Source organism: Ureibacillus acetophenoni, from assembly GCF_900220965.1.
Classification (GTDB): domain Bacteria; phylum Bacillota; class Bacilli; order Bacillales_A; family Planococcaceae; genus Ureibacillus; species Ureibacillus acetophenoni.
Genome location: NZ_OBQC01000003.1, coordinates 147,788 through 173,128, shown reverse-complemented (window position 1 = coordinate 173,128; position 25,341 = coordinate 147,788). Strand labels below are relative to the sequence as shown.

The 25,341-nt window shown below is 31.7% G+C and carries 17 protein-coding genes; 1 reads left to right on the top strand and 16 read right to left on the bottom strand.

All coding sequences use genetic code 11. The annotated features are described in order from the left end of the window. Positions 1–52: 52 nt before the first annotated feature. From CRO45_RS06265 to CRO45_RS06210, 12 genes are all read right to left on the bottom strand, one after another. Complete coding sequence (locus CRO45_RS06265) at positions 53–991, bottom strand: VanW family protein (RefSeq protein WP_097148797.1); 939 nt, start codon at positions 989–991, stop codon at positions 53–55. 164 nt (positions 992–1,155) lie between these two features. Next, positions 1,156–2,277: a Ger(x)C family spore germination protein gene (locus CRO45_RS06260; RefSeq protein ID WP_097148796.1), complete on the bottom strand. Its 1,122-nt coding sequence runs from the start codon at positions 2,275–2,277 to the stop codon at positions 1,156–1,158. Further along, positions 2,274–3,389, bottom strand: a complete 1,116-nt coding sequence (locus CRO45_RS06255) for a GerAB/ArcD/ProY family transporter (RefSeq protein WP_097148795.1) — start codon at positions 3,387–3,389, stop codon at positions 2,274–2,276. The genes CRO45_RS06260 and CRO45_RS06255 overlap by 4 nt, the downstream gene beginning before the upstream one ends. Next, on the bottom strand, positions 3,386–4,939 hold the full coding sequence (locus CRO45_RS06250) for a spore germination protein (protein ID WP_235864533.1): 1,554 nt from the start codon (positions 4,937–4,939) through the stop codon (positions 3,386–3,388). The genes CRO45_RS06255 and CRO45_RS06250 overlap by 4 nt, the downstream gene beginning before the upstream one ends. A 135-nt stretch (positions 4,940–5,074) precedes the next feature. Beyond that, positions 5,075–5,935 carry a CheR family methyltransferase gene (locus tag CRO45_RS06245; protein ID WP_408057112.1) on the bottom strand — a complete coding sequence of 287 codons (861 nt, stop codon included), beginning with the start codon at positions 5,933–5,935 and terminating at the stop codon, positions 5,075–5,077. A 10-nt stretch (positions 5,936–5,945) separates the two neighbouring features. Next, a complete protein-coding gene (locus CRO45_RS06240; RefSeq protein WP_097148793.1) occupies positions 5,946–9,161 on the bottom strand; it encodes a response regulator in 3,216 nt (1,071 codons plus the stop codon). Positions 9,162–9,197: 36 nt separating this feature from the next. Continuing rightward, positions 9,198–11,255 carry an EAL domain-containing protein gene (locus CRO45_RS06235; RefSeq protein ID WP_097148792.1) on the bottom strand — a complete coding sequence of 686 codons (2,058 nt, stop codon included), beginning with the start codon at positions 11,253–11,255 and terminating at the stop codon, positions 9,198–9,200. A gap of 127 nt (positions 11,256–11,382) precedes the next feature. After that, positions 11,383–14,358, bottom strand: a complete 2,976-nt coding sequence (locus tag CRO45_RS06230) for an EAL domain-containing protein (protein ID WP_097148791.1) — start codon at positions 14,356–14,358, stop codon at positions 11,383–11,385. A 203-nt stretch (positions 14,359–14,561) separates the two neighbouring features. Further along, positions 14,562–17,345, bottom strand: a complete 2,784-nt coding sequence (locus CRO45_RS06225; RefSeq protein WP_097148790.1) for a PAS domain S-box protein — start codon at positions 17,343–17,345, stop codon at positions 14,562–14,564. Between the two features lie 341 nt (positions 17,346–17,686). Next, positions 17,687–18,580, bottom strand: coding sequence for an alpha/beta hydrolase (locus tag CRO45_RS06220; RefSeq protein ID WP_097148789.1), 894 nt, complete (start codon positions 18,578–18,580; stop codon positions 17,687–17,689). Positions 18,581–18,660: 80 nt separating this feature from the next. After that, positions 18,661–18,849 (bottom strand): gamma-type small acid-soluble spore protein, encoded by a 189-nt coding sequence (locus CRO45_RS06215; protein WP_097148788.1) that lies wholly within the window; start codon positions 18,847–18,849, stop codon positions 18,661–18,663. A gap of 135 nt (positions 18,850–18,984) precedes the next feature. After that, positions 18,985–20,214, bottom strand: coding sequence for a CapA family protein (locus CRO45_RS06210; protein WP_097148787.1), 1,230 nt, complete (start codon positions 20,212–20,214; stop codon positions 18,985–18,987). A 253-nt stretch (positions 20,215–20,467) separates the two neighbouring features. On the opposite strand from CRO45_RS06210, the gene CRO45_RS06205 reads away from it, so the two are divergent. Then, on the top strand, positions 20,468–22,411 hold the full coding sequence (locus CRO45_RS06205; RefSeq protein ID WP_097148786.1) for a stalk domain-containing protein: 1,944 nt from the start codon (positions 20,468–20,470) through the stop codon (positions 22,409–22,411). 71 nt (positions 22,412–22,482) lie between these two features. Here CRO45_RS06205 and CRO45_RS06200 read toward each other — a convergent pair whose 3' ends face one another. From CRO45_RS06200 to CRO45_RS06185, 4 genes are all read right to left on the bottom strand, one after another. Continuing rightward, positions 22,483–23,259 (bottom strand): sulfite exporter TauE/SafE family protein, encoded by a 777-nt coding sequence (locus CRO45_RS06200; protein WP_097148785.1) that lies wholly within the window; start codon positions 23,257–23,259, stop codon positions 22,483–22,485. A 98-nt stretch (positions 23,260–23,357) separates the two neighbouring features. Beyond that, a complete protein-coding gene (locus tag CRO45_RS06195; RefSeq protein ID WP_097148784.1) occupies positions 23,358–23,585 on the bottom strand; it encodes a sulfurtransferase TusA family protein in 228 nt (75 codons plus the stop codon). A 112-nt stretch (positions 23,586–23,697) separates the two neighbouring features. Further along, a complete protein-coding gene (locus CRO45_RS06190) occupies positions 23,698–24,825 on the bottom strand; it encodes an MBL fold metallo-hydrolase (RefSeq protein ID WP_097148783.1) in 1,128 nt (375 codons plus the stop codon). Positions 24,826–24,941: 116 nt separating this feature from the next. Continuing rightward, positions 24,942–25,337: a DsrE/DsrF/DrsH-like family protein gene (locus CRO45_RS06185; RefSeq protein WP_097148782.1), complete on the bottom strand. Its 396-nt coding sequence runs from the start codon at positions 25,335–25,337 to the stop codon at positions 24,942–24,944. Positions 25,338–25,341 lie beyond the last annotated feature (4 nt).

The following is a 25,341-nucleotide window of genomic DNA, read 5'->3' as shown; positions in this document are numbered from 1 at the left end:
TTTACCCATATATTACCACAAGGGTGCTGAAATGTTGAAAGTGGAGTGAATTTTAATCATCTTCAAGATTATTCAAAATGAATTTATTCTCTTTTGATGTTTTAATTTGTACAGTAATAACGCCGTTACCATAATAAGATTTAATTATTACGGGTATACCTATTGTATTTTGGAAAATAAAATCTAACCCACCGAAGGATACTGTTGCATCTCTACCTTTTGGTACATATCCAACATCACCTGTATGCCGGTGTCTTTCTATTATTTCCATGCCAAGATGGTCGACTGCATTAAAGAGGGTGGAAGAAGTTTGACAAATACCACCGCCAATGCCAATTACAAGCTTGCCTTGTAAATACTCGGGTGCTTCTTGATAACCTGAAGCGACATCACGGGGACCTACTGTATCATTAAAAGAAAAAATGTCCCCACTTCCAACAATGACATTATTGATTGATGCAGCTGAAAGTTCGATATTTTTACTTCTGCCAATTCGAGTTGGGTTAAAACGGGTAGTATATGATGCTAATAATACTTCGTTTAAAGAAGATGCTTCTTCCTCATCGTATCCACTTTCCGTTACTTTAAGCGGTACATATACTCTACCACCGGTCATTGAATGTTCTAATATTTTCTCAATTAGTTCTTCTTGATTTAATTCCACACTTGGCCTACCCTTTATGATTTTCTTAGTAATTGGATCAAGACGATCTAGTATCATTTTCTGATTATATCCACTCTTTGTATAAGAACCATTTGCTATATTTTGAACAATCCATTGAATTTGTTTTCTAAAATATAAAAAATCAAGTTCAAGATGATATGCCTGCGGAATGATTGTAGTTACAACTTCATCTGTTTTAGGATCAATGATATGTGTGGCATTGACATTATCTTTAGTATCATTATTCGCATCCACAGTGTTAACATTAAATACACTGATGATAATAAAGATAGTGATTAAGCTATGTTTTAAGAAGTATTTATTCATCGTATTACCTCAATCTTAAAAACTAATATACGCTTAGTCTTCTTTGAATTAGGAAATTTATGTGTGGATATAAATGTACAAAAAAAGAATGATTCACGAATGAACCATTCTGGTAAAGGAAATCGTATATCTAATATTGTTCTGAAATATAATTGGAGTAATAATTAGTCAAAGACGCCATTACGTAACAATTTAACTGTTACATTTGCATTAACTTTGATTGTAGGATATAGTTCTTTCCACTTCTTTTTATCAACGTTTTTAGTACCAACGTGCGCTTTATAAACTTCTCCAAAGCCAAACACATCCGAATTTAACTCTTGAGTTTTCTTAATAATACGGGATATTTCTCTCTCAAATTTTTTTTCCACTTCTGTTTCTAATTTTTTTATTACTTCAGGATCTTCTGTAGTAATACTTGGAGGAATTTCAAGTATACGTCCTTCGACTTTTACATCTATTTCAAATTCAGGAGTATCTTTATTTAGTAATTCGATCTTTCTTTTTGAAAAAATTGAATCAATAGCCATCGCTATTTCATCTGGTATTTCATCGGATAAATTTTTAAACGGTTCACCTGGTATTGATAGTTGAATGGACCCTGCATTATATTTTTCTCGTACTAATACGACGTAAAATGGGTCACTTCCAACTAGTTTTCCGACCATTTTATCACCATTAAAAATCGCAAGACCACTTATATGAACATCATCCTCATCTTGAACGAGTAATGGTAATGCCATATCAATGTAGGGTGAATAACTATCACGGACAGTTTCGTGTAAAGTAGAGGATAGGATTGTTTGTTCTTCGATATTATGATCCAACAAATAAAAAATATGTTGACCAATGTCTGAGATGTTTTCGTATTTTTTTTCTATTAATGGTTTTGTCTCTCCATCTACTATAGCAAAGTAAAGTCCACTGCTCATTTCTGAATTCATCTTTGTTGTATGAAGAGCCTCATTTATTCCCGATTCAGCAAGTTTTTTTCCTAACAGTATTACACGGAGCTGTCCAGCCACTATTTGTTTTGTACTATCAAGACTTGCTTTAATTCGGGTTCCTTTACTAGTTTTCTCTGTTTGTGATGCAATACTTACAACACTTTGTAATTCCTGATTGACGGTTCTAAGCGCAACTGTTGCTGTTACTTTATCTTCTTCTTCAACATCATAACCGACTAGAATAGCTAGACTAACTCTTTCAAGAATTTTAGGATCAGCACAACCGAAGAGCAAGAGGGATATACATAAATAATATAAAAGGACTTGTCGTTTGATCATGATGAGTCACCTGTCCCTTTTCTTCGTCTTTTTTTTATGGAAGCAAATAAATATAACAAAAATGGATAGACAAATACAACATAAAATGAAATTTGTCCAAAGTAATTATTCATAGTGTTGATTTCAGTTCTTGACCTTATAATAAAAGTAAAAATAAAGATGATACTTGCGAATATCCAAATAAATTTTTTAAGCTCTATTTTGAATATGGAAGACACTCCACGATATGCAGCCCATAAATATAAGCAGAGATTCGGTAAAACAATCAGCAGCCATAAACATATCGTAATAATTTCAATTCTCTCAACAAAGGGAAATTCAATTATATTAAATATCGTTAATGTTGCCCAAATAACTCTTTCTAATTGAGGACCACTAAAGTACATTATTGTAATTAACATAATTGTGATGTATAAAAAAAAGGTAGCTAATAATCCAATCTGAGCGTATTTATTGGCATTTTTTCTTTCTTTTTCTTTTATATATGGATATATTATATTCAAAATTTCAAATCCAACAATTGTAAAACTCATTAAATATACCCCTCTTAAAATTCCAGCCCAATCCTCCATGATCGGCAAAAGAAAATTAGGGTTTGAGTAATATAAGGGAAAAATTAATACAGGTGGAATCCATAATAAGAAAAAGAAACTAAAAAAACTGATTCCAACAATAACTCTTAATCCTCCGGTAACAGCGTATATTACAATGAGCAGTATAGCAATCGCTATAAAACGAGCATTTACATATGGAAATACCCATGTATTTACTACTTCGATATAGTTTTTTAAAACTGCAAAAAATGCAAAAGTACAATAAATTACATATAATAGGTTTAAAAATTTACCAAGAATTTTACCGAAAACTTCCTTCTGTATTCCATAAATATCAAGGCCGTCAAACTTCTCTAATGTTTTAAACATAATAAAAACAACAATATGCGCAAGAATGAAACTCAATACAACTGATATCCAAGCATCTTGTTTTGCTTCTTCATAAATTACTCGTTGAAAACCATGAATACCTACTCCGATTTGACAGCTAACAATTACAAAAAATATTAAAAACGCATTAATCTTTTCGTACTGTTTGGATTGTGTAGCTTGTTTCATTCACTCACCTTCTTACTGTCCTTTTGTTTTGTAGATTCCTCATCGCCTTTTCTTGTGTTAACAGCTTGTCGACTTATAATAGACAAAGGGAGTCTGATTAAGCTGTTAGGTAAATCCTTTAGTCTTGTTGGATATAAAGGGGCAAGATAAGGAGCTCCTAAACTAGTTAATCTTAATAGGTGAATTAGTAAAAAGCATACAGCAAGCATGATGCCTAAAAATCCCCAAATTCCTGCTAAAATAATAATTGGAAATCTTAAGAAACGTATGATGTTAGCCATTACATAATTAGGAGTAGTAAATGAAGCTAGAGCACTTAATGCAACAAAGATTATTAAAATATTACTTGTGATCCCAGCTTCAACTGCAGCTGTACCGATTACGATACCTCCAACAATCCCGACAGTTTGTCCAACTTTTGTAGGTAAACGTGAACCTGCTTCTCTTAGTAATTCGATAATAAGTTCCAGCAATAGAGCCTCTAATATAGGTGGAAATGGTACAATTGCTCTACTTTCACTTAAAGGAACTATAAGTGTTTGTGAAATTATTTCATAGTGATATGTTAAAGCAGCTACATAAATAGGTGTTAAAAAAATAGAGAAAATCATCGCAAAGAGTCTTAATAACCTTAACATCGTGCCAATTTGCCAACGTAAATTTTGATCTTCTTTACTATGGAAAAACTCTATAAATGCAACGGGTGTCACGATTCCCATTGAACTACCATTCATCATAATGCCAATTTTCCCAGATAATAATCCGTCGCAAAATCGATCAGGTCTTTCAGTTAGCAACATTTGCGGAAAAACTGTTTTTGAACTATCATCTATTAATTCAGCTAATATAGCGCTGTCAATTAATCCAGATACGTCTAAACTCTCAATTCTTTGTCGAATTGTATTCACTTGTTCTTCAGAAGCAACACCCTTTATGTATATGAGTGAAATAGAAGTGATTGTATCTTCTCCGACTTCAAACTTTTCGTTACATAAATTAGGGCTCGTAACAAAACGTCGAATAAGTGAAATGTTTGTCGCTAAACTTTCATTAAATCCTACTTGCGAACCTATAACTTGAGATTCATTTTCAGGTGCAGATAAACCTCTTGATTGATAGGAAGAGATTTTGGCAATGATAATTTCTGCATTTTCTTTAGTATGGATTAACGCAGCACCCTCAAGTAATTCATAAATCAAAATGTCTAATTTATTCGAAATATCAATTTGAGCAAGTGGTAATTTTTCTTTAATTGTTTGAGGTGTTGGGTCTGAAATATTTTGTAACGTTGGAATAGTTAGATCAGTTAATGATTTAACTTCTATTAGATTATCTATATAAACGATTGTAATTTCATCAGTTACATTCTTTATAATAAAATCAGATGGACTATTAATTTTCTCTTTAATTAAATTAATGAATTCTTCTTTTGATAATATTTCTAAAGTTTGTTTTAATTCATTTTTAGAATAGTGCTTAGTTGGCTCTTGCATTTCAGTCTGTTCATTTGTTATTTGTTCTTTATTATTTTTCTTCTTTTTGTTAAACATGACAACTCCCCGTTTCCACTGTTAACTATATAATTGACATTTGAAATGTTATCTATTCAAGTAAACAATAGGTACTACTAACAAAAATCACGTAAAAAACACCACCTAAAATTAGGTGGTGTTTAAAAATTATATCTATTTATTTTTTTGGTATATTTTTTGTTTTGCACTAATTATATCGTAGTGATCTTCATACTCTGTAAAACTAATAGTTTCTTTATCTCCTAGTCCAAGAAAACCGAACGAATTTAAGCTTTCAAAAAACAATCCATGAACTTTTTGTTGTAGTGTCTTGTTAAAGTAAATCATCACATTACGACATAAAATCACTTGAAACTCATTAAATGATCGGTCTGTTGCTAAATTATGTTGAGCAAAAATGACATTTCTCATTAATGTAGAATCAAATTTAACCCCAGAATTAGTAACTTTGTAATAATGGGAGAACTCATTTTCCCCACCAGATTGTAAGTAGTTTTGTGTATACTTTTTCATTTTTTCTAAAGGGTAATAACCGTTCTTAGCTACTTTTAATACTTCTTGATTAAAATCTGTAGCGTAAATTTTTGTTTTCTCATAAAGTCCTTCTTCTTCTAAAAGTATGGCCATTGAATAGACTTCCTCACCAGAAGCACACCCTGCAAGCCAAATACGTATAGAAGGGTAAGTACGTAAGTATGGTACGATTTTCTCTCGGAATTCTTTCCAAAACAACGGATCTCGAAACATCTCTGTCACATTAATTGATAGATCATCAAGTAACCGGTTTAAACAGTCAGCTTCATGCAGTGCCTTGTTCAATAATTGGGTAATTGTTGAAAGTTTTTCTGCTTGTAGACGGTGCAAAATACGTCTTCGAAGCGATGGAAATGCATAATCACGAAAATCATAGCCACACCATTCATAAAGACCGTTCACTAACAATTTTATTTCCAGTTTTTCTAATTCATCAAAGGATTCATGCTTATCAATAGTGTTTAATTCCATATATTTCATTCCTTAAATACTAATATACCCAAACTTTAATTAAAGAAATTAGTTGATCTGGCTCTACTGGTTTTGCAATATAATCAGAAGCACCGATCATTAAACATTTTTCGCGGTCTTCTTTCATGGCTTTTGCTGTTAAAGCTATGATTGGTAAATCTTTAAACTGTGATTTCTCTCTTATATGTTGGATTGCTTCATAACCATCCATTTCCGGCATCATAATGTCCATTAATACAAGGTCGATATCATCGTTTTCATCTAACATTTTTAAGCTCTCTAAACCATTTTCTGCAAATAGAACTTCACATCCAGTCATTTCTAATACGCTAGTGAGTGAGAATACATTTCGTACATCATCATCTACTAATAAGATTTTTTTACCAGAAAGATTTGAATTGTCACTAGAATAGTTGTCGTTTTGTGAGATTGAATTATGTTTATTTTTACTTTCAATTAAAAATAGTTCAAGTTCACTTTTTAATCGTTCTGGAGAATATTCGTTTTTGATAATGATTGTATGTGTAAATTTCCCTATATAAAGTTCTTCTTTACTTATTAAATGTCGTCCTGTGTAGACAATAACTTTTAACTCACTTTGAATATCGATATCCTTGATTCTTTTCAATAATTCGAATCCGTTAGTATCTCCCAATCCTAAATCTAAAATAATGCAATCAAAATGATTTACTTTTAACAATTCAATTGCCTGATGACCAGAAGGAACTGCACTTATGATAAAATCCATATTCCCGATTAATTCCATTAAACTATTTCTTTGATTTAAATCATCATCAATAATTAATAGCCGTTTAATTTGATTATTGACTGATACTTTATTGTCCTTGACAGTGTTAAGGACTGGTTTTTGATCGATTTCTATAGGTGTTGTGTTTATTTCCGCTGTGGCTGCTACTTCATGTATTGAATTAATAGTTTGTTGAACATTGTTATAGTTACTTACGAAGAAAGTAAATCGACTTCCCTTCCCTTCTTCACTTTCAACAACTATTTCTCCACCTAAGATAGTAGCTAGTTCTTTTGAAATAGATAACCCTAATCCTGTTCCGCCAAACTTTCGACTTGTTGTACCGTCAGCTTGTTGGAATGCCTCAAAGATTAATTGTTGTTTTTCTAGAGGTATTCCAATACCTGTGTCAACTACTGAGAAAGCAAATTGTTTTTGAACATTATCATATGATATCTCAAGCTTTACTCCACCTTTTTTAGTGAACTTGTAAGCATTCGATAGTAAATTATTAAGTATTTGTTGAATTCGGTCAATATCACTAAAAAGAGTTTTTGGTGTTCCTGCTTGAACGACTACGTCAAATGATAAGTTTTTACTTTCAGCTAATGGTCTAAAGCTATATTGAAGTGATTCGACAATGGATGAAATGTTCAAGTTTGTTGGAATCACTTCAGTTTTACCAGACTCAATTTTAGCTAAATCTAAAATATTATTAATCAGTTTTAATAGATCATTTCCTGAAGAATGTATTGTCTTAGCGAATTCAATCTGTTTCGTTGTAAGGTTTTGATTTGGATTATCAGCTAATAATTTCGATAAAATAATTAGACTATTTAAAGGAGTACGTAATTCATGAGACATATTCGCTAAGAATTCAGATTTATATTTAGAGCTTAGGGCTAATTGTTCTGCTTTTATCTCAAGTTCAGCCTTTGCATTTTCTACTTGTCTATTTGTCTCTTCGAATTTAATATTTTGTTCTTCTAAACGTTTCGCTTTTTCTTCTAATTCTGTATTTGTTTCTTCTAATTCTTCTTGTTGTCTTTGAAGTTTTTCTTCAGACTGTCGGAGAATTAATGTTTGAGCTTCCAACTCTTCATTTGTTGCTTTTAACTCTTCTTGTTGGTTTTGTAATTCTTCAGATTGTGCTTGAATTTCTTCCATTAATGTTTGAGACTCTTCTAGTAATTGAGCTAATTGAATTCGGCTCATAACACTTTCGATTACAATTCCGATATTTTGAATCAACTCTTGTAAAAAGTTCGTTTGAATTTCAGTAAATGGTTTAAGTGAAGCAAGCTCTAAAACAGCCTTTACTTCATTTTCGAAAATTATCGGAAAAATATAAACGTTTGTTGGTGAAGTTTCACCTATACCAGATGAAATTTTAATATAGTCTTTTGGTATATCTGTTAAGATAATCGGACTTTTTTCAACAATTGATTGTCCAATTAACCCTTCACCGGGATGGATTATTGAAAATAGCTGTTTGCTATCTTTTTGAGTACCATATGTAGAAATTAACTTATAGCTTTGTCCGTTATTATTTAAATCTTGAACATATAATACTGCGTGGCTCGATTCAACTAATGGCACTACTCTTGATAATAACGTACTTCCTAAAGATTCTAATTCGCCCGATCCACTTAAGCTTGTTGTAATGTCAGCTATATTTGTTTTCATCCATGTAAGCTGTTGTTCTTTAACCATTTGTTCTGACAGAGAATCAGATAATTTATTAAAGGAAATGGCAACAGTATCAATTTCGTCATTATTTAATACTGGAACTTTCGTGTTTAAGTCTTGTTCACCATTAGTGATGCTTGTCATTAAAGATGACATCTTACCTAGTCTTTGTACGGCATGTATGATCGTGCTCCCTGTCGTAACAATGATAAGGATAATTCCAGTTCCTAAAATTATTAATGAAATAACAGTGCCCTTTTCAAAACTGTCAATAGACGTTACCAGAGTATTTTGTAAGTGTGTATCATATTCATTTGTTATTTCACGAACGGCCTGTGTAAAAAGTGCTCTAGTATTTCCTGCGTTTTCCTCAATAATTCTAGCTGCAGTTTCGTTGTTACCTTCCTCAACGTAAGATAATACCTCGTTTGCATAAAGAACAAATTCGGAATTAATAGAATATAACCTCTCAATTAAATTGTTCTCTTGAAGATTAGATGTTTTTGTTTCTAAATCTTTAATCCCTTGTGAGATATTTGCTAATTCTGCTTTTGATTGTTCAGTTAACAGTTTAATATTTTCTTGATCTTCTGTAATGACTAAATCTCGAAGAAGTATGCTCGCATCTTTTAGATCTGCTCTAATTTGCTGCGCTGTTAAAGTTAAATCAGCATTATGATTCACTGTATTACTTATTCGATTAAGCTGATTATGTTGGATAAATCCTAATATAATGATTGCAATCAATAATAAAGGTAAAACACTCAATGATATTAAGAATTTAGTTTTAAGTTTCATATTTTCACTCCAATGAAGTCTACAATTTATCTTAGTTTATACTACATTAATGCATGCTTCATACACTCTTGAAATTACTTGTACACGATCTGTAGCATCGAATTTATGAAGTATGTTTGTAATATGGTTTTTTACAGTATGTTCACTAATAAATAGACGTTCGGAGATTTCTTTGTTTGTAAGACCTTCAACAATTAGTGTCAAAACATCTAATTCTCGACTAGAAAGTGAGTAAGTACCTTTCAGTTCGCTTATAGCGTTTTGAAGTACATGACTGTTCGTTCCACTTTCAAATGGTTTAATTTTATTCTTTTGTTCGATTGATAGTGGTTTTGGATCGTTTATTTTAGTAAGAATTTTCGAATCATCATTTTGTACATATTCAACTAAGTTTTCAGAAGATATAGGTGGACTATAGATATATCCCTGAACCTCTTTACATTGAAGTTCATTTAAAATCTCAAGTTGCTCGACCGTTTCTACTCCTTCAGCGATAACTGTGATATTAAGTTTTTTCGCTAAATTAATGATAGATTCTACTATTTCTACACTATTATTCATGTTGTTTGGTAAATCATTGATATAGGATTGATCGATTTTAATGGAATCCAATGGGAAGTTTCTTAGATAGATAATAGATGAATACCCTGTACCATAATCATCAAGACTTATGTGAATTCCTAATTCTTTTATTTGTTTTAATGTCTGTTTTATAGATTCTTCATTTGCTAATAAAGCAGTTTCAGTAATCTCAAACTCAAGTTGCATTGTCTCAATCTGAAATTCATCAATTACTTGTATAATATTTTGTATGAAGTTTTTTTCAACGAAATGTTTTGCTGATAAATTTACAGCAATTCTTATATATTCAACCTGATTATTATTCCAAGTCTGAATTTGTTTACAAACATTTTTAAATACCCATTGATCAATCTCGAAAATGAGCCCTGATTCTTCAGCTAAAGGAATAAATTCATTTGGCGGAATTAATCCCCAAACAGGGTGTTTCCATCGTAGTAAAGCTTCAGCACTTTTAACTTGGCCCGAATGAATATTCACTTTAGGCTGATAGACTAAGAAAAATTCATTATTATCGATTGCTTTACGCAAATCATTTTGTAAAAGAAAAGAACGGTAAGATTGAATATTCATACCGGAATGAAAAACATTATATTTGTTTTTCCCCTGCTCTTTTGCCCTGTAAAGAGCGGCATCTGCTTTTTGAATTAATGAATTTGAATCTTCGGCATCATAAGGGAAAATTGCTAATCCAATACATGAAGTGATGTAAAATTCATATTTATCTATTAAAAATGGATTTTTAAATGAATCTAAAATATTCTCAGCTAGTTTAATGGATTGATCTCTATCTGAGTTTGGCAAAATGATGTAAAACTCATCACCACCAACACGTGCTATAAAATCTTCAGCTCGCGTCGAAGAATATAATCGTTTTGCTACTTCAATTAGTAAATTATCGCCAATCACATGTCCAAGTGAATCATTTACATATTTAAATCGATCTAAATCCAATATCATTACACTAAAAGTTTCATTTTTTAATTTTGCTTCATTTACTTGTGCAATTAATAATTCATAAAAATATCTACGGTTTGGTAATTCCGTTAAACTATCATGATTAGCTAAATATTGGATAACATTATTTTTTTCAATTAACGTGTTAGTTTGATGTTCGAGTTGTTTTCTCAATTTATATAATTCAACAAATCTTTCAACCTTAGAAGCTAAAATAATTGGGTCAAAAGGCTTGAGGATATAGTCTATTGCACCAACAGTATAACCCATAAAAACATGTTCTGAATCTAAGTAATTTGCTGTAATAAATAGAATCGGAACATGTTTTGTTTTTTCTCGTGCTTTTATAATTTTGGCTGTACTATAACCATCCAATCCAGGCATTTGCACATCTAATAATATTAAAGCAACATCATGCTTTAATAAATATTTTAGTGCGTCCTCACCTGATTGAACTTTAATTAAATGATAATCATCATGATCAAGTATCGCTTCTAAAGTTAATAAGTTTTCGGGCCGATCATCTACTAGTAAAATATTAATTTTTTCGTTTTCCATCCTCACTACTCCCCAACTTAAATAGATAATCCTTCTATTTTACTAGGATATCATACTTTCAAATTTGTAAGGAGTATAAGTGAACTATTTCTTGATGGTAATTTTTATACTACAACTAAAAGTGTTTTCATTTAAGATTCAATTTTGATACTTGTGTTTTTTTTATATATTGAATCGGATCATCATGTACAAAATTTGTGTCATGAACAAGAACGTTCTTTTTAAGTTTTAATGTTAAGTTATTCAGTACTTTTAATAAATCTTGTCGTTCTTTTTCAATAATGTTAAAGGATATTCCGTATTGATAGACACCGTCACAAGATTCATCCTTCCAAACAATATGACCCTGTACTTGTACTTCTTTCCCCATTATTACTGTTTCAAATTGGTAGACGATATCTGGGCGTACAGGTAACTGAATTGTAGAATAGAACCTTAGACCACCAGCACCAATGTTATCAATGGTAATCTCTGTTTTCCCCAAATTAACAACATTCCCCTTAAATGATGTAATTGTCATTGTTGCTTTCAATGGCATTACTAACTGTATTCGATAAAAATTCCTTTTTTCTTTCATCTCAGAATGTTTAGAGTGGATAATTGGTTTTAGAATTGCTTTACTCAATAATTTTCTGAAATCCTCCTCTGGAACTGGTTTACTAAACAAATATCCTTGAATTTCTGTACATTCTTGTTGCTTCAAAAATTCATATTGTTCAAGGGTTTCTACTCCTTCTGCCACAATATTCATATTTAACCCTTTAGCCATAAAAATTAAAGATTTGATGATGATTTCTACATCTTGTTTAATTGCTATTTGTTGAATAAATGATTTATCTAATTTAATCGTATTAATCGTAAAATCTTTTATATGTGCTAATGAGGAATAACCTGTACCAAAATCATCTAAAGCTACTTTAATCCCTAGTTCTTTTAGCTGTAACAAAATACGTTCCACTTCTTGTTCATGATGGATAATGGAGGACTCTGTTATCTCTAATTCAATTAGCGACGAATCTATATCGTATTCTTTTAGCGTATTAACGATCATTGGAATACAATCACTACGTAAGAATCGTTGAGCAATGAAGTTAATAGAAATAGGCACAATTTTAATACCCTCTTTTTTCCATTTTGATAAGTAATCACACACTTTTTGTAAAACCCAGTCACCAATTTCATTGATTAAGCCTATTTCTTCTGCGATCGAAAGGAATTCTCCTGGAGAGACAATCCCCCATATTGGATGTTCCCAACGAATGAGCGCCTCTGCACTCACAATTTTTTGTGTTTTAGTATCTACTCTTGATTGGAAATATAGTATTAATTGATTGTTTTTTAATGCTTTTCTTAAATCTCTTTCTAACTCATATTGTTTGTATGTTGAAATGTTCAATGTGGATGAAAAAATATGATAATTGTTTTTGCCTAAAGATTTTGCGCGGTGTAATGCAGCATCCGCGTTTTTTATTAGTTCTTCTAATGTTTCGCCATTTTCGGAATAATTACTAATACCAATGCTAGCTGTTGCATAGATTTCAAATCCATCAATGAAAAACGGGACTTCGAGACTTTTTAAGATCGATTCTGCGAAATATTCAGGATAACTTGAAAGATTATAATCTGAGAGAATAATACCGAATTCATTTCCTTCTAATCTTGCGAAATAGAAAGGTTGATTCACATTGGATTGAATTCTAGTCGTTATTTCTTTTAATAGATCATTTACGATCGCATGACCTAGTGTATTATTAATAGTTCTTAGACGTTCAACTTCTAAATATAAAATAGAAAACGGGTTTTTTTGTTCAATTAATGATTCGATTTTTTCATTAAATAATTCCGTTTTTGCTAAACCAGTTAGTTTATCATAATATGCCAATTGGTGAATTTCATCTTGGTGTTGTTTTTGTTCTGTTATATCCGTAAAAATTCCATCAACACGAATAACAGCACCAATATCATTAAAAATCGGTAAAAATTTACCATGGACCCAAATTTGATTACCTTTTTTGTGTACAATTCTAAATTCTAAGGTTATCGTTTTTCCGTAAGTCAGTTTAGCCATTGCATCTATATATTTATGAAGATCCTCAGGATTGACTATGGATTGAATTCCTTGAGGTGTATAAAAATATTCTATTGGATAACCTGTTACCTCTTCAATTCCTGCCGATACCATGATCGTACTTTGATTTACCATGTCGATTGAAATTATACCTAATGATAGATGTTCATAGATTGTTTCAATAGTTAAATTTGATTCTACTAATTTCATTTCTGCGAGCTTTCGTTCTGTAATATCTTGAGTGTTTCCTACTAATCGTATTGGATTGCCAACTTCATCAAAAAACATTTCTACATGTTCATAAACATAGATGAAGGAATTGTCTTTTCTAAGAAGACGATACTCAATATCGTAACCTTTGGATTTGTTAATGGCGTCTTTTAACACCTTGCGGTAATCTTCGCGATCTTCAGGATGAACATAATGTAAACCTTCGTCTAAAGTCGGTCGAAACGTATCATTTTTTTCATGCCCAGTTAACTTAAAAAATTGTTCAGACCAATAGATTTCATCTAATAAAATATTTAAGTCCCAAGAGCCGATTTTTCCCGTTGCTTGAGCTAATTCCAATTTACTTTTAACATCAAGTATTTCATTGTGGTATAAAACATAATTTGTAATATCTTTTGCAATACCACAGATTGCGATCACTTCATAATCATTATTGAATAAAGGTACAATTGTAACATCTAGGTTGATTGGCTGGTTATTTCTATCAACATACTCAAACTGAAAAGATTGTGCTTCACCGTTTAAAGCTTGATCTAAATGTACCTTAACAATTTCAATGTTTAATATTTGCTGATTGAAGATAAATCTTAGCTTCTCTTCTTTACTATTAAATAAAATTCTCAGAGTTCGATTAAAAAATTGTATCTGTCTATTTATACTAATAGTAAATACAGCATCCGGACTACTTTCGAACATTGTGTCAAACATCTTTTTATTCAATAAATTGTTGCTAGGATCAAAGTTATCCTTATAACTTTTTGGTTCTACTGTTTTATGAAACTTTGGAAATAATGAAAACACCATTTTTTTATCCTCCCCTATAAAAAATGTGATTATTACTAGTACCAGATGTTATTTTCTGAAAGTTTTATGATAATCTCAGTTTACAGAGCAAGGTTGATAACATATATCACCATTACTTCTTATTTCACTAGGAAGGGGTTCCTATTTAATTAGAACAACAATAAAGACTAGTAAGAATCATCTGATTCCTACTAGTCTTTTTTTTAATCGAGTGTATATATGTTACCGCCAGATTCTTTTGAACGATACAAGTTTTGGTCTGCTTTTTTGAATAATTCTTCTATTGTATAAGAATTTGAATTGTAAATAGCAATGCCAATACTAGCAGTTAGTTGAATTTCATGACCGAAAATATAAATTGGCTCGTTCATTTTTTTCAACAAACGTTCTGTAACACTTATTACTTCATCAATACTTTTCATTTCTGGAGTTACGACAGTAAATTCATCCCCGCCAATTCTAGAAATAGTATCTTTATGCCTTAGAGACAATTTCAATCGGTTAGCAAATTCTTTAATTACTTCATCACCAATATCATGTCCTAGTGTGTCATTGATCAATTTGAATTTATCGCAATCTACAATCATTAAAGCTGAGATTTTACCAGTTTTATCGGTCGTTAACATTGCTTGTTCTAATTGTTTATAAAATAATCGTCTATTCGGTAAATTAGTTAAATAGTCGTAAAACGCCATTTGTGTAAGTGTAGTTTCCTTTTGTTTTAAATCGGTAATATCATTGGAAATCAACATAATTCTTTCTACTTCTTCATTTTCATTAAGTATTGGAGTGATATGGGTTTTAATCCAAACAGCGTAACCATCTCGATGAATGCAACGCATTTCGAGAGCAGTGGATTTTTTAGTTTTTAAGCTTTCTTCCATTGTAATTTCAAATAATTCTAAATCTTCATAATGGATATTACTTGTAACTGATTTACCGATCTCATCCCAAATAGGTATACCTAAAACATCTTCTATCGAAGGAGAACAGTATGTAACTTTTCCCGTTGGAGCTATAATTTTTATTACACTATTCGTATTTTCAGCAATAATTCGGAAACGCTCTTCACTTTCCTTTAATGATTTTTCAGCTCTTAATTTTTGTGTCACATCTCTTAGCATAACAATGGCGTAATCTTGGCCATGTTCTTGGAATGCCGCTGTTGAAGTTTCAGCATATATCGATTCACCATCAAGAGTAATGAACCTTTCAATTACTGGTTCAGATATAAAGTCTCTTCTAATTGAAAGTTTAATGCGATTTAATACTTCCTCTTTATTACTTGAGTGAATAAAATCGGCAATTGGTCTACCTTTCATAACACAAAGATTTTTTGCTTTTGCTAAGTTGAGTGCAGCTTTATTAAGATAAGTAATAATTTCACCATTGTGAATTAATAATGGCTCTGGCGAAGCGTCTAAAACTTTTCGGTATTTTTCTTCGCTTATTGCTAATTCTTGGAGTATGTGCTTTTCTTTTGTTATATCTTTATAAGTTGCAATCGCAAATGTTTTCCCATTTTCAACTTTTCGATAAGTAGCAAGTACATCTATAACTGAGCCATCTTTACGCTTACGTTTTGTTTCGAATTGAATGCATGGATTTTCTTCATCTAATATTCGTAGTAATTCTAGGATTTGATTTTTTTGATGATCTAAATATAGTTCAGAAAGTGAATTGATTTCTTCTTTTTTATATAAAAATAAGTTAGTAAAGGTTGGATTAATCTTAACTATTTCAGCATTTTGATTGAACAATAAAATAGCATCTGTAGAATGTTTCCAAATTAAATTCAAATCCTGGTTTTCTTGATATAAAGCTAAATTTCTTTTTTTAAAATTTGTTATATCTCTTGCTATACTAGCAATACCAGAAATTTCATCAGTTGAATCATAAAGTGGAGAAAATGTCACACTTAGTTCTAACAGCTCCCCATTTTTTTTCTGTCGTATTACATGAAGATCCGTGATACTATTTCCTTTAATCGTTTTTTCGTACAATCCGCTTGTCTCATCTTTTAACCAATCGGGTATAGTTGGGTTAAATTGTTGAATTAATTCTTCTCTATTGAATCCAAAGGTTTTAATAAATGAGTCATTTACGAATTCAATTTTACCCTCTAAATCTGTAATATAAATTGGATCAGCATTATGGTTTAAAAACGATTTAAGTTGACTATCTGATTTCTGCAGATTTTCGTAATCCTTTTTTTCATATGTAATATCTTTAGCTATTACATATGCCCCACGGATTATTCCATTCATCGTAATAGGAATAAACTTAAGATTTACATATAGTGAGGAACCATTTTTATGAAATACGTAGGAATTAAATTGTGTTGATTGATTTTCTAATGCTAATTTAAAATGATTATTTAAGGTATCGAAATCATTATTTCGGAAAAACTTTGAAATATTTAGTCCTACAATTTCTAACTGATCATAACCAATGATTTTTTTACAAGCATTATTAGATTCTAAAATATAACCTTCTGAATCAACTGTAATAATAGCATCTCCATCGTTATGTACTAGAGAATTTAATCTTTCTTCATTAATTTCAAGTGAGTTTTTAATATGGTTTAACTCGGTAATTTTTCTGTTATACTCCGTTACGTCACGAACAACTGTTGCTATAAACATTTTGTCTTTAAAAGTAAAAGGAGTGAGGACTGATTCGTTAATAATTCTTTGGTTACCTACTACTATTTCATCACTATAGACTACAATTTTCTTTTGACGGACGCATTTTCTATATTGTCTAATTAGAAAGTCTGCTTTTTCTTTAGGAAGTACTTCATAGAAAGTTTTTCCTTCCATTTCCTTTTCGTAATCTAAATGGCCTCTACCTACCTGGTTCGCAAAATAATAGTAGAATTCATCATTACGAACTTCCATTATATAAAATATATCTTGTACAGTATTGAAAGCACTTTGTAAAATGCTAGCAAATTGTGATATATCTTCTTTTAAGTCATGGTTCATTTATATAAACCTCCATTCTATTAGAAAATGGTAGTAATAACTCTTCTTCTATCTTATTAATATATTAATAGTAATTCTCATACTACTTTAAATCTTAATTTTAATATTAAAAAGTTTATTTTTCCATCAAAATTTCGAGATATTTATACACGAATATCTCGACTGGTTAAATAATGTTATATTGTAAATGTATTTCCATCTAGCATTAGCATAAAAATTCTATAATTAATAGTATTAGTTATTCTAACAAAATACAGAAGTAACGATATCACCAGTATGTCTTATTTTCCTTAGGAAGGCCTTCCTATCCCCAAAAAAAAATAAAAAAGAAGTTCACCTTTTTAGGTGAGCACTTCTTTTTCTTCATTAATAAGGAACTCGGTTGTTAATTCAAAACCTCTCATATAATCTGGGGATCCAGGGAAACTTTGCATAAATCCATGTATATTTCCATCAAAACGGACTAGTTTCACTTCCCCACCTGCTGATTGTATTTTCTCTGCATATTCTTCAGCTTCATCGCTAAAAGGGTCATATTCAGCGGTGTAGATTAGTGTATTTGGCATGTTTGAAAGTATCTTCTCATCCGCATTTAAAGGTGACTCCAGATTTGAATTCATAAGCCCTTTGAGGTTATTGATGTCAATTCCATATTTTCCATTGTACATCTTCCTGGAGAGAAAATGACTATCTTCAATTTGTTCGTTAAAATCAGTTATTGGATAAAATAATATTTGTTTTTGAAGTGTAAAATCGTTTCTTTTTATTGCTTCAATACTCAATAACGTAGCGATCGTTCCCCCAATACTTCCTCCAGCGATGGATATATCTGATACCTTGCCATTAAATGTGTCAGCTTGCTGTGAAATCCACTTCGTTGCTTCGTAACATTTATCAAAAGTATCAACAGCACTATTTAAAGAAGCTGGATAATCAATTGCAATCAGCTTATGTCCAGAAAATGATGCAATCATACGGCATGCTACATCTGATGCCTCTAAATTTCCATTCATAAATCTTCCTTCATGGAAAAATACTAATAATGAGTAATGTTCTTGAGGAGTTGGGGTATAGATTCGAATGGGTAATTGATATCCGTTTAACTTAATAATTTGGTCTTCGATTTGATGAATGGTTGGTCTTCTTTCCTGTGGAGGGTTTTCTTGCTTAATACCATCCGTTCTTTCATTAGTATGTTCATCGAAATATTTCAAAATGTAGGAATGAATCGGCATATAATTCCCCTTTCTTTTTTAGATTAAAAAACTGCACCTCAAAATCAATTGAGGCGCAGTAGGAGTTATTCGAAAACGTTTTATTGGTGATTTAATTTAGCTCTAATTTTTTCACGATTAGTATCACTATAAATCGACGTTCCTTTTCCTCCAGTTTTTGCAAGTAATGCATACACCTCATTATAAGATAGCCCTGATTCTTGATTTAGTTTCTTTACTTCTGCAATATTGGTTCCTGCAACTGTAAACATTTGATCTTGTTGTTTCATTGCCTGACCCTCCAAGGAATTTGATATTATTTTGTGACGATTGGTTTGATTTATGAATGGTACTTGCCTTAACGAAATGTATTTTATTTCAAATAAAAAACCAAACGAATCAACGTTTGGCTTTCAAATGCGAATTTACTTATTATATTGGTTTTCGATAAATTGCATTTCAGGAACAAATTGTGACATATGTGTTTTTATTTCTTCATAAATGACTTCAAAATTTTCTAATTCATTATTAGTTAATTGAAACATTGGTATAATTTTGTAATTACTCCAATTCGTGAAATGTACGTATGTCGGTAATAATTGAGGGTTCGTAATATCAATACTAATTGTTTCGTTTCCAGATGTATCATATGTGATTGTTTTTGTGACATCTAATTGCATAATAGCACCAATTTGGCGATATAGTTTATCTTGACCGGATATAAAATTCCCGAGTGAGTGGATGACAAATGTCTTATTTCCATTTACACCAGTGTACCATTTAGCAGGTTGCAATACGTGGGGATGATGTCCAAAAATAATATCTGCGCCATAGTCAGAAGCAAGTTGAACAATATGTTCTTGATCTTCATTAAACATCGGAGCATATTCATTTCCTTGATGGATATTTAGAATCACTACGTCTGACATACTTTTTGCTTTTTGAATATCCTCAATCATTTTCTCTTCATTTATATAGTTGACTAAATATTCTTTACTTTCTGGGACTTTTAACCCGTTCGTTCCATATGTGTAACCTAAAAATGAGAAGACGATGTTATTAATAGTCATTGTCTTAATTGTTTCTGCTTCTTCCTTACTTGTGGCAGCACCAACGTAGGTAATACCTAATTCGTTCCAGTAGTTTGTCGCATTAAAAATCGCTTGTTCACCGCGATCCAAAGTATGGTTATTTGCCATTGTGACGACGTCTACACCTACATCTTTTAATACATCCCCTACTTCATAAGGGCTATTAAATTGAGGATAACTCGACAAACCAATTTCTTGACCACCTATAATGCTCTCTGAGTTGGCAATTGTTATATCTGCACTTTCTAAATAAGGTTTTACGGCTTCAAACATCTTGGAAAAATCATATTGATTTGGCGCAGTTTGGGCATCTTCATATACAGAATTATGTATTAGAATATCTCCAATTGCTGAAACGGAAGCCGAATAAATTTCTGGTTCTTTAGGTTTTGGAATTTCTGTTTTTTCTTCAGTTTCAATTTCAGTCGCTTGATTTTTACTATCTGTTACTTTTTCTTCAGTAGTTCCATTAGTATTACAGGATGCAAGTAAAAAAAGGAATATAATTGCTAATAACTTTTTAATAATTAAATCACTCCTTTTAATATGAGAGCATATTATCATTCGCTAATTATAACAAATTATGACACTATATAATATAAAATATACATATTTTTCTAATTAAATAGTATTAAAATTGCAGTTTTTAATATTTTTTAATCGAAATTTTATTTTAATTTCAAATTTTATATATTGTTAGTATCACTGCAGCAAAACGGCTTTTGAATTCAAATAAATATGATTACATAGTCGCTTATTAATTATTTTTGATATAATAAATTGGAAAATTATATTAATTTTGAGAGGATTTGATCATTTGAAAAAAGGTAAATTTTCTACCTACAAATTTTTTGCATTCTTAATTGTTCTAGTTTTACTCGTAACTCCTTTTCAAACGGCTAGTGCGAATGTATGGAATGATATGAAGGCTGCGGATAATGCCCTTGCAAATAAAAACTATAGTCTAGCAATCGAAAAGTATAATAAGGTAATACCTCAATTTATTAACAGTAAAGACTATACAAATGCCGCATTAATGTATGGAAGATTAGGAAGCGCTTATGCTCATAGTGCAAAATATGATGATGCAGCTAAGAGTTGGAGAGCTGAAGCAGATTATTGGGCGAAAGTTCCAAACAGCGATCAAGAAGTAATTGCTGCTAATAGAAAAGCAGACTTTGTACAAAGTGATATCCGTCTATTTACAGAAATGGATGGACAAGCAGCAAGTACACGCTATTATCATGGTGGGAAATATGAGCCTATTTTAGGAGCTTATATTGGTGCATACGCAGAAATGGATGATGCTGTACACGATCCATTTGATCCTTCGAAGTTCTATATTGAAGATTTTCCTGAAATGACTGGTAAAAAACATGCGGCATACCTTCTATATTTTACGTATGGGGAAGATTACTTTAGTACATATCAATCCCATATTAATAAAGCTAAGGAAAATGGTGTTGCATTACAATTTGCATTACAACCCTTAAATGGATTACAAGAAGTAAAAGATAACGAGTATTTGAGAAAACTAGCAAGAGAAGCTGCTCAACTAGATATTCCGATATTTTTACGTTTTGCAAATGAAATGAATGATCCGTCAAACAAATATTGGTATACAAAAGACCCTTCTCTATATATAGAGAAATTCCGTATCGTATCGAAAGTGTTTAAAGAAGAAGCTCCAAATGTTGCTATTGTTTGGGCACCAAACGATTTCCCACCTAACACAATTCCAGATTATTATCCTGGAGATGCTTATGTTGATTGGGTTGGTGTAAGTACTTACAAAAATTATCATCCGGAACTGGATCCTTTAAATCTAGGTGTAGATAGAGAAAGTTATGTTAAAAAATTTGAAACAATTTACAATCTTTATGCCCATAAGAAACCGTTTTTCATCTCAGAAGGCGCAGTTAGTTACAAAGACTATAAAACAGGTAGAGATGTAACAAGTTGGGCTAAAAAACAGTTAGATGAGTTTTATACTTATTTGCCGATGCTATACCCAAATGTAAAAGCATACTTCTACTTTGATAGTAGTAATTTAGGTACTTTCACTCTATCAACAAATCAAACGATTCTAACTTCCTATCAAAATAGTATTAGAAATCCATTCTATCTATCAAATATCGGTGATACTTCACCAATTTTTTATGCTAACGTTGCTGAATATGGAATTGCACCTAGAAAACAAACTTTACACTCATTTGTCAAAACTGCAGAACCAAATATGACTAGTGTAACTTATAAAGTTAATGGAAAAGTAATTGGTCAAGCTACAAAAGCACCTTGGACGATTTCTCACAACTTTGTACAAAACGCTGGGAAATCTATTAATATAACAATCGATTCTTACTCAAATGGTAAATTAATAGCTACAAAAACAATTCCTGTTAAAGTCGGCGATGTAAATGTGAAATTGAATCAGGATTTTGTAGACTTTGATGCACAACCATTAGCTGTAAATAATCGAACATTTATACCTATTCGTCAATTGGCCGAAGCAAATAATGCTACGGTGACTTGGAACGGTAGTAACAATTCATTTTCAATTGATAAAGATGGAAAAAATGTTACTTTAACACTTAATTCAAAAATTGCTTCTGTTAATGGAAAACAAGTCTCTTTAGAAGCTGCACCATTCTCCAAAAACGGTCGTTCTTATTTACCATTACGTTTCATCTCGGAAACATTATTTGATTTAAATGTGAAATGGGATGCTCAAACACAGACTGCAATTCTTTCTAATAAATAAAAAAGATAAAATCTCCCCTATTTTCTTTCTAGGGGAGTTTTTATATATATGAGTTCGTTTTTATTACTATATTAAAGAATATCTAACCAAACTTTAATAGCTGTAGCTAAAATTAAAACCGCCAATATTGACTGTAATATCTTTGTATTCATTCTTTTGCTTACTTTTGCCCCGATAGGAGTTGCGATTAATCCTGCCATAATCACAATAATTGCCGTAAAATATTCTACTTGCCCTGTTGAAATTTTACCGATTGAACCAGCAATGGAAGAAATAAAGGTAATTGCAAGACTAGATGCAATAGCCATTCTTGTAGGTATACGTAAGATTAATAGCATAATAGGTATTAATAAGAATCCTCCACCAGCACCTACAATACCTGAACCAATACCAACAACAAAAGCTAGACTGGCTGCAAGTGTTTTATTATAAGTGACTTGTTCTAACTGGATATCATCAATCTTCTTTTTCGGAATAAACATCATAATTGCAGCTAATAACGCCAATATTCCATAAACAAGATTAACTTGTGCTTCAGTAAAATATTGTGAACCAAAACTGCCTAAGAATGTGCCAAATAGAATAGATATCCCCATTACCGTAATTAATGATTTATTTAAATATCCGCCATTACGAAATCCTATAACCCCTGCTATGGATACAAAAAGGACATCAAGTGCACTAATTCCAGAAACTTCATGAGCTGTTAGGGCTTCAAATCCGAACAGTGGTGGAATCATGAGTAGCATCGGGTATTTGACAATAGCCCCACCGATTCCGAGCATTCCAGAAAGAAATGACCCGATAAAACCAGTTATGAAAAGGAGGATCACAAAACTAATGTCCAAAGTGTTTCCTTCTTTCTATTTAGGTATATAAATAATAAAATCCTATACATTAGATGTCCCTATTTAAGGAAAAAAGTGAGTCGAATTAGAACTCACTTTTACGCTTTTTTAATGAAAAACTTTAATACTTCTGCATCTTCTTCTTGGTCGATAATTGTATGACCAGCAGCATTTGCCCAAGCAGGCATATCTGATAACGCACCTTTATCTGTTACATGTACTTCCAAAATATCTCCTGTATTTAATGTATCCATTTCCTTTTTCGTACGTACAATCGGCATTGGACATGACATCCCTTTAACATCTAATATTTTTGTTGGATTCATTGTTATACTCTCCTTTTAATTAATAATTTTTAAGTACAAAGGAACGGATTAATACCGTCCCTCTCCTTAATTGATGTGTAAATATCATACAGGCCACATTTACTACACTTCATTAACGTACTGCACAACGGTTTGGACCGATTTCCATCTCCGTTTGTTCATCATTGTCTGGAGTTATTTTCCCCATATTTACTTGTCGAATTAGTTCATAAGCATTTGGTTGAGGTGGTAAGTTATCTGTCACTGTATGACGGAATTCTTCTTCACTTTCAATATTTAAACCATGGTTTTCTGCAACTAAATCTCCTAAACGCTTTGCTACAGTTCCCTCTTCATTTAACTCTTCAATGTTCATGAAGTGAGCTGGTAAAACGATTAAATCCTCTGCTAATTCACGGTAACGATGATATAATGTTTCACGAAGATCACCTACCCAATCTTCTGCAAGACCTGCTAAGTCAGGACGGCCGATTGAATCGATGAATAAAATATCCCCTGTTAATAAATACTTGCTATCCACGATGAACGAAGTTGAACCAATTGTATGACCTGGTGAGTAAAGTGCACCTACTTCAATTTGAGAGGTACCTACTTTCACTGTTAAATCATCTTCAAGTGGTGTGTAGTCAAATACAACCTCTTCTGCATCTTTTGGTGGTAAGTAATAAGTCGCACCTGTAGCTTTTGCGATATGACGTCCACCAGAGATGTGATCGGCATGTAAGTGTGTATCAAATACATGTTTAATTTCAACATTCTTTTCTTTTGCAAAATTTGTGAAAACATCTTTGAAACGAACCGCATCAATAATCGCAGCTTCACCTTCTGAAACAACCATATAAGAAAGACAACCTTTACCTAAACGAACGAATTGATATATTTCACCGCCATCAGTTAAGTCTCCTACTTTAATTGGTTCTAGGTATGAACTCCATGATTTCATTCCACCTTCAAGATAGAAGACGTCACGTCCAGCGTCAGAAATCATTTCAGCTACCATAAGTGAAGACCCTTCTTTTGCACACACCACAAGGACATCTTTATCAGCTGGAAGCTTCGGTATAATTTCATCTACTCCATCCAATAGATCGAAGTAAGGAATATTTAAATAATCAAAGCTATGTCCTTCAATCTTCCAATCCTCAAATGCATCTTTGTTACGTACATCTAAGATAAATAATGATTGATTTTCAATTACTTTTCGAGCAACTTGTGCTGCTGTCATTTTAAATACTGTCACTTTATATTACCCCCGTAGGTATTATTTTTGATTTTTTAAATGGAAGGGTAAATCCCTTCCATTAGTTTTTCCAAAATGATTAATACTTAAAATATTAAGTTATAAGAATATTGGTATTAGAATGTTAAAGTTGGCGCTGCTTCTTTTGCGAACTCAAGGAATGTAACAGCTCCTCCAACTTCAATTCCATCAATAAAGTCCTCTTTCGTTAAACCCATTACGTCCATTGTCATCTGACACCCGATGAATTTTACATTCATCTCTTGTGCCATCTCTACTAATTCTGGAATGCTCGGTACATTTGCTTTTGCAAATCCTTCTGCAAAGTGTTCACGACCTTCTGGCATTGGTAATTGTTGCATTCCTTGTTTATGAATCAAGTTTAACCCTTCAAATGTGAAGAAAATTGCTACTTCTTTCTCTGTTGCGGCTGCAGCCGTTGCGATATTAAATACTTTATAAGCGTCAAATAACCCACCGTTACTTGCGATAATTGCTACTTTGTTAGTCATAATA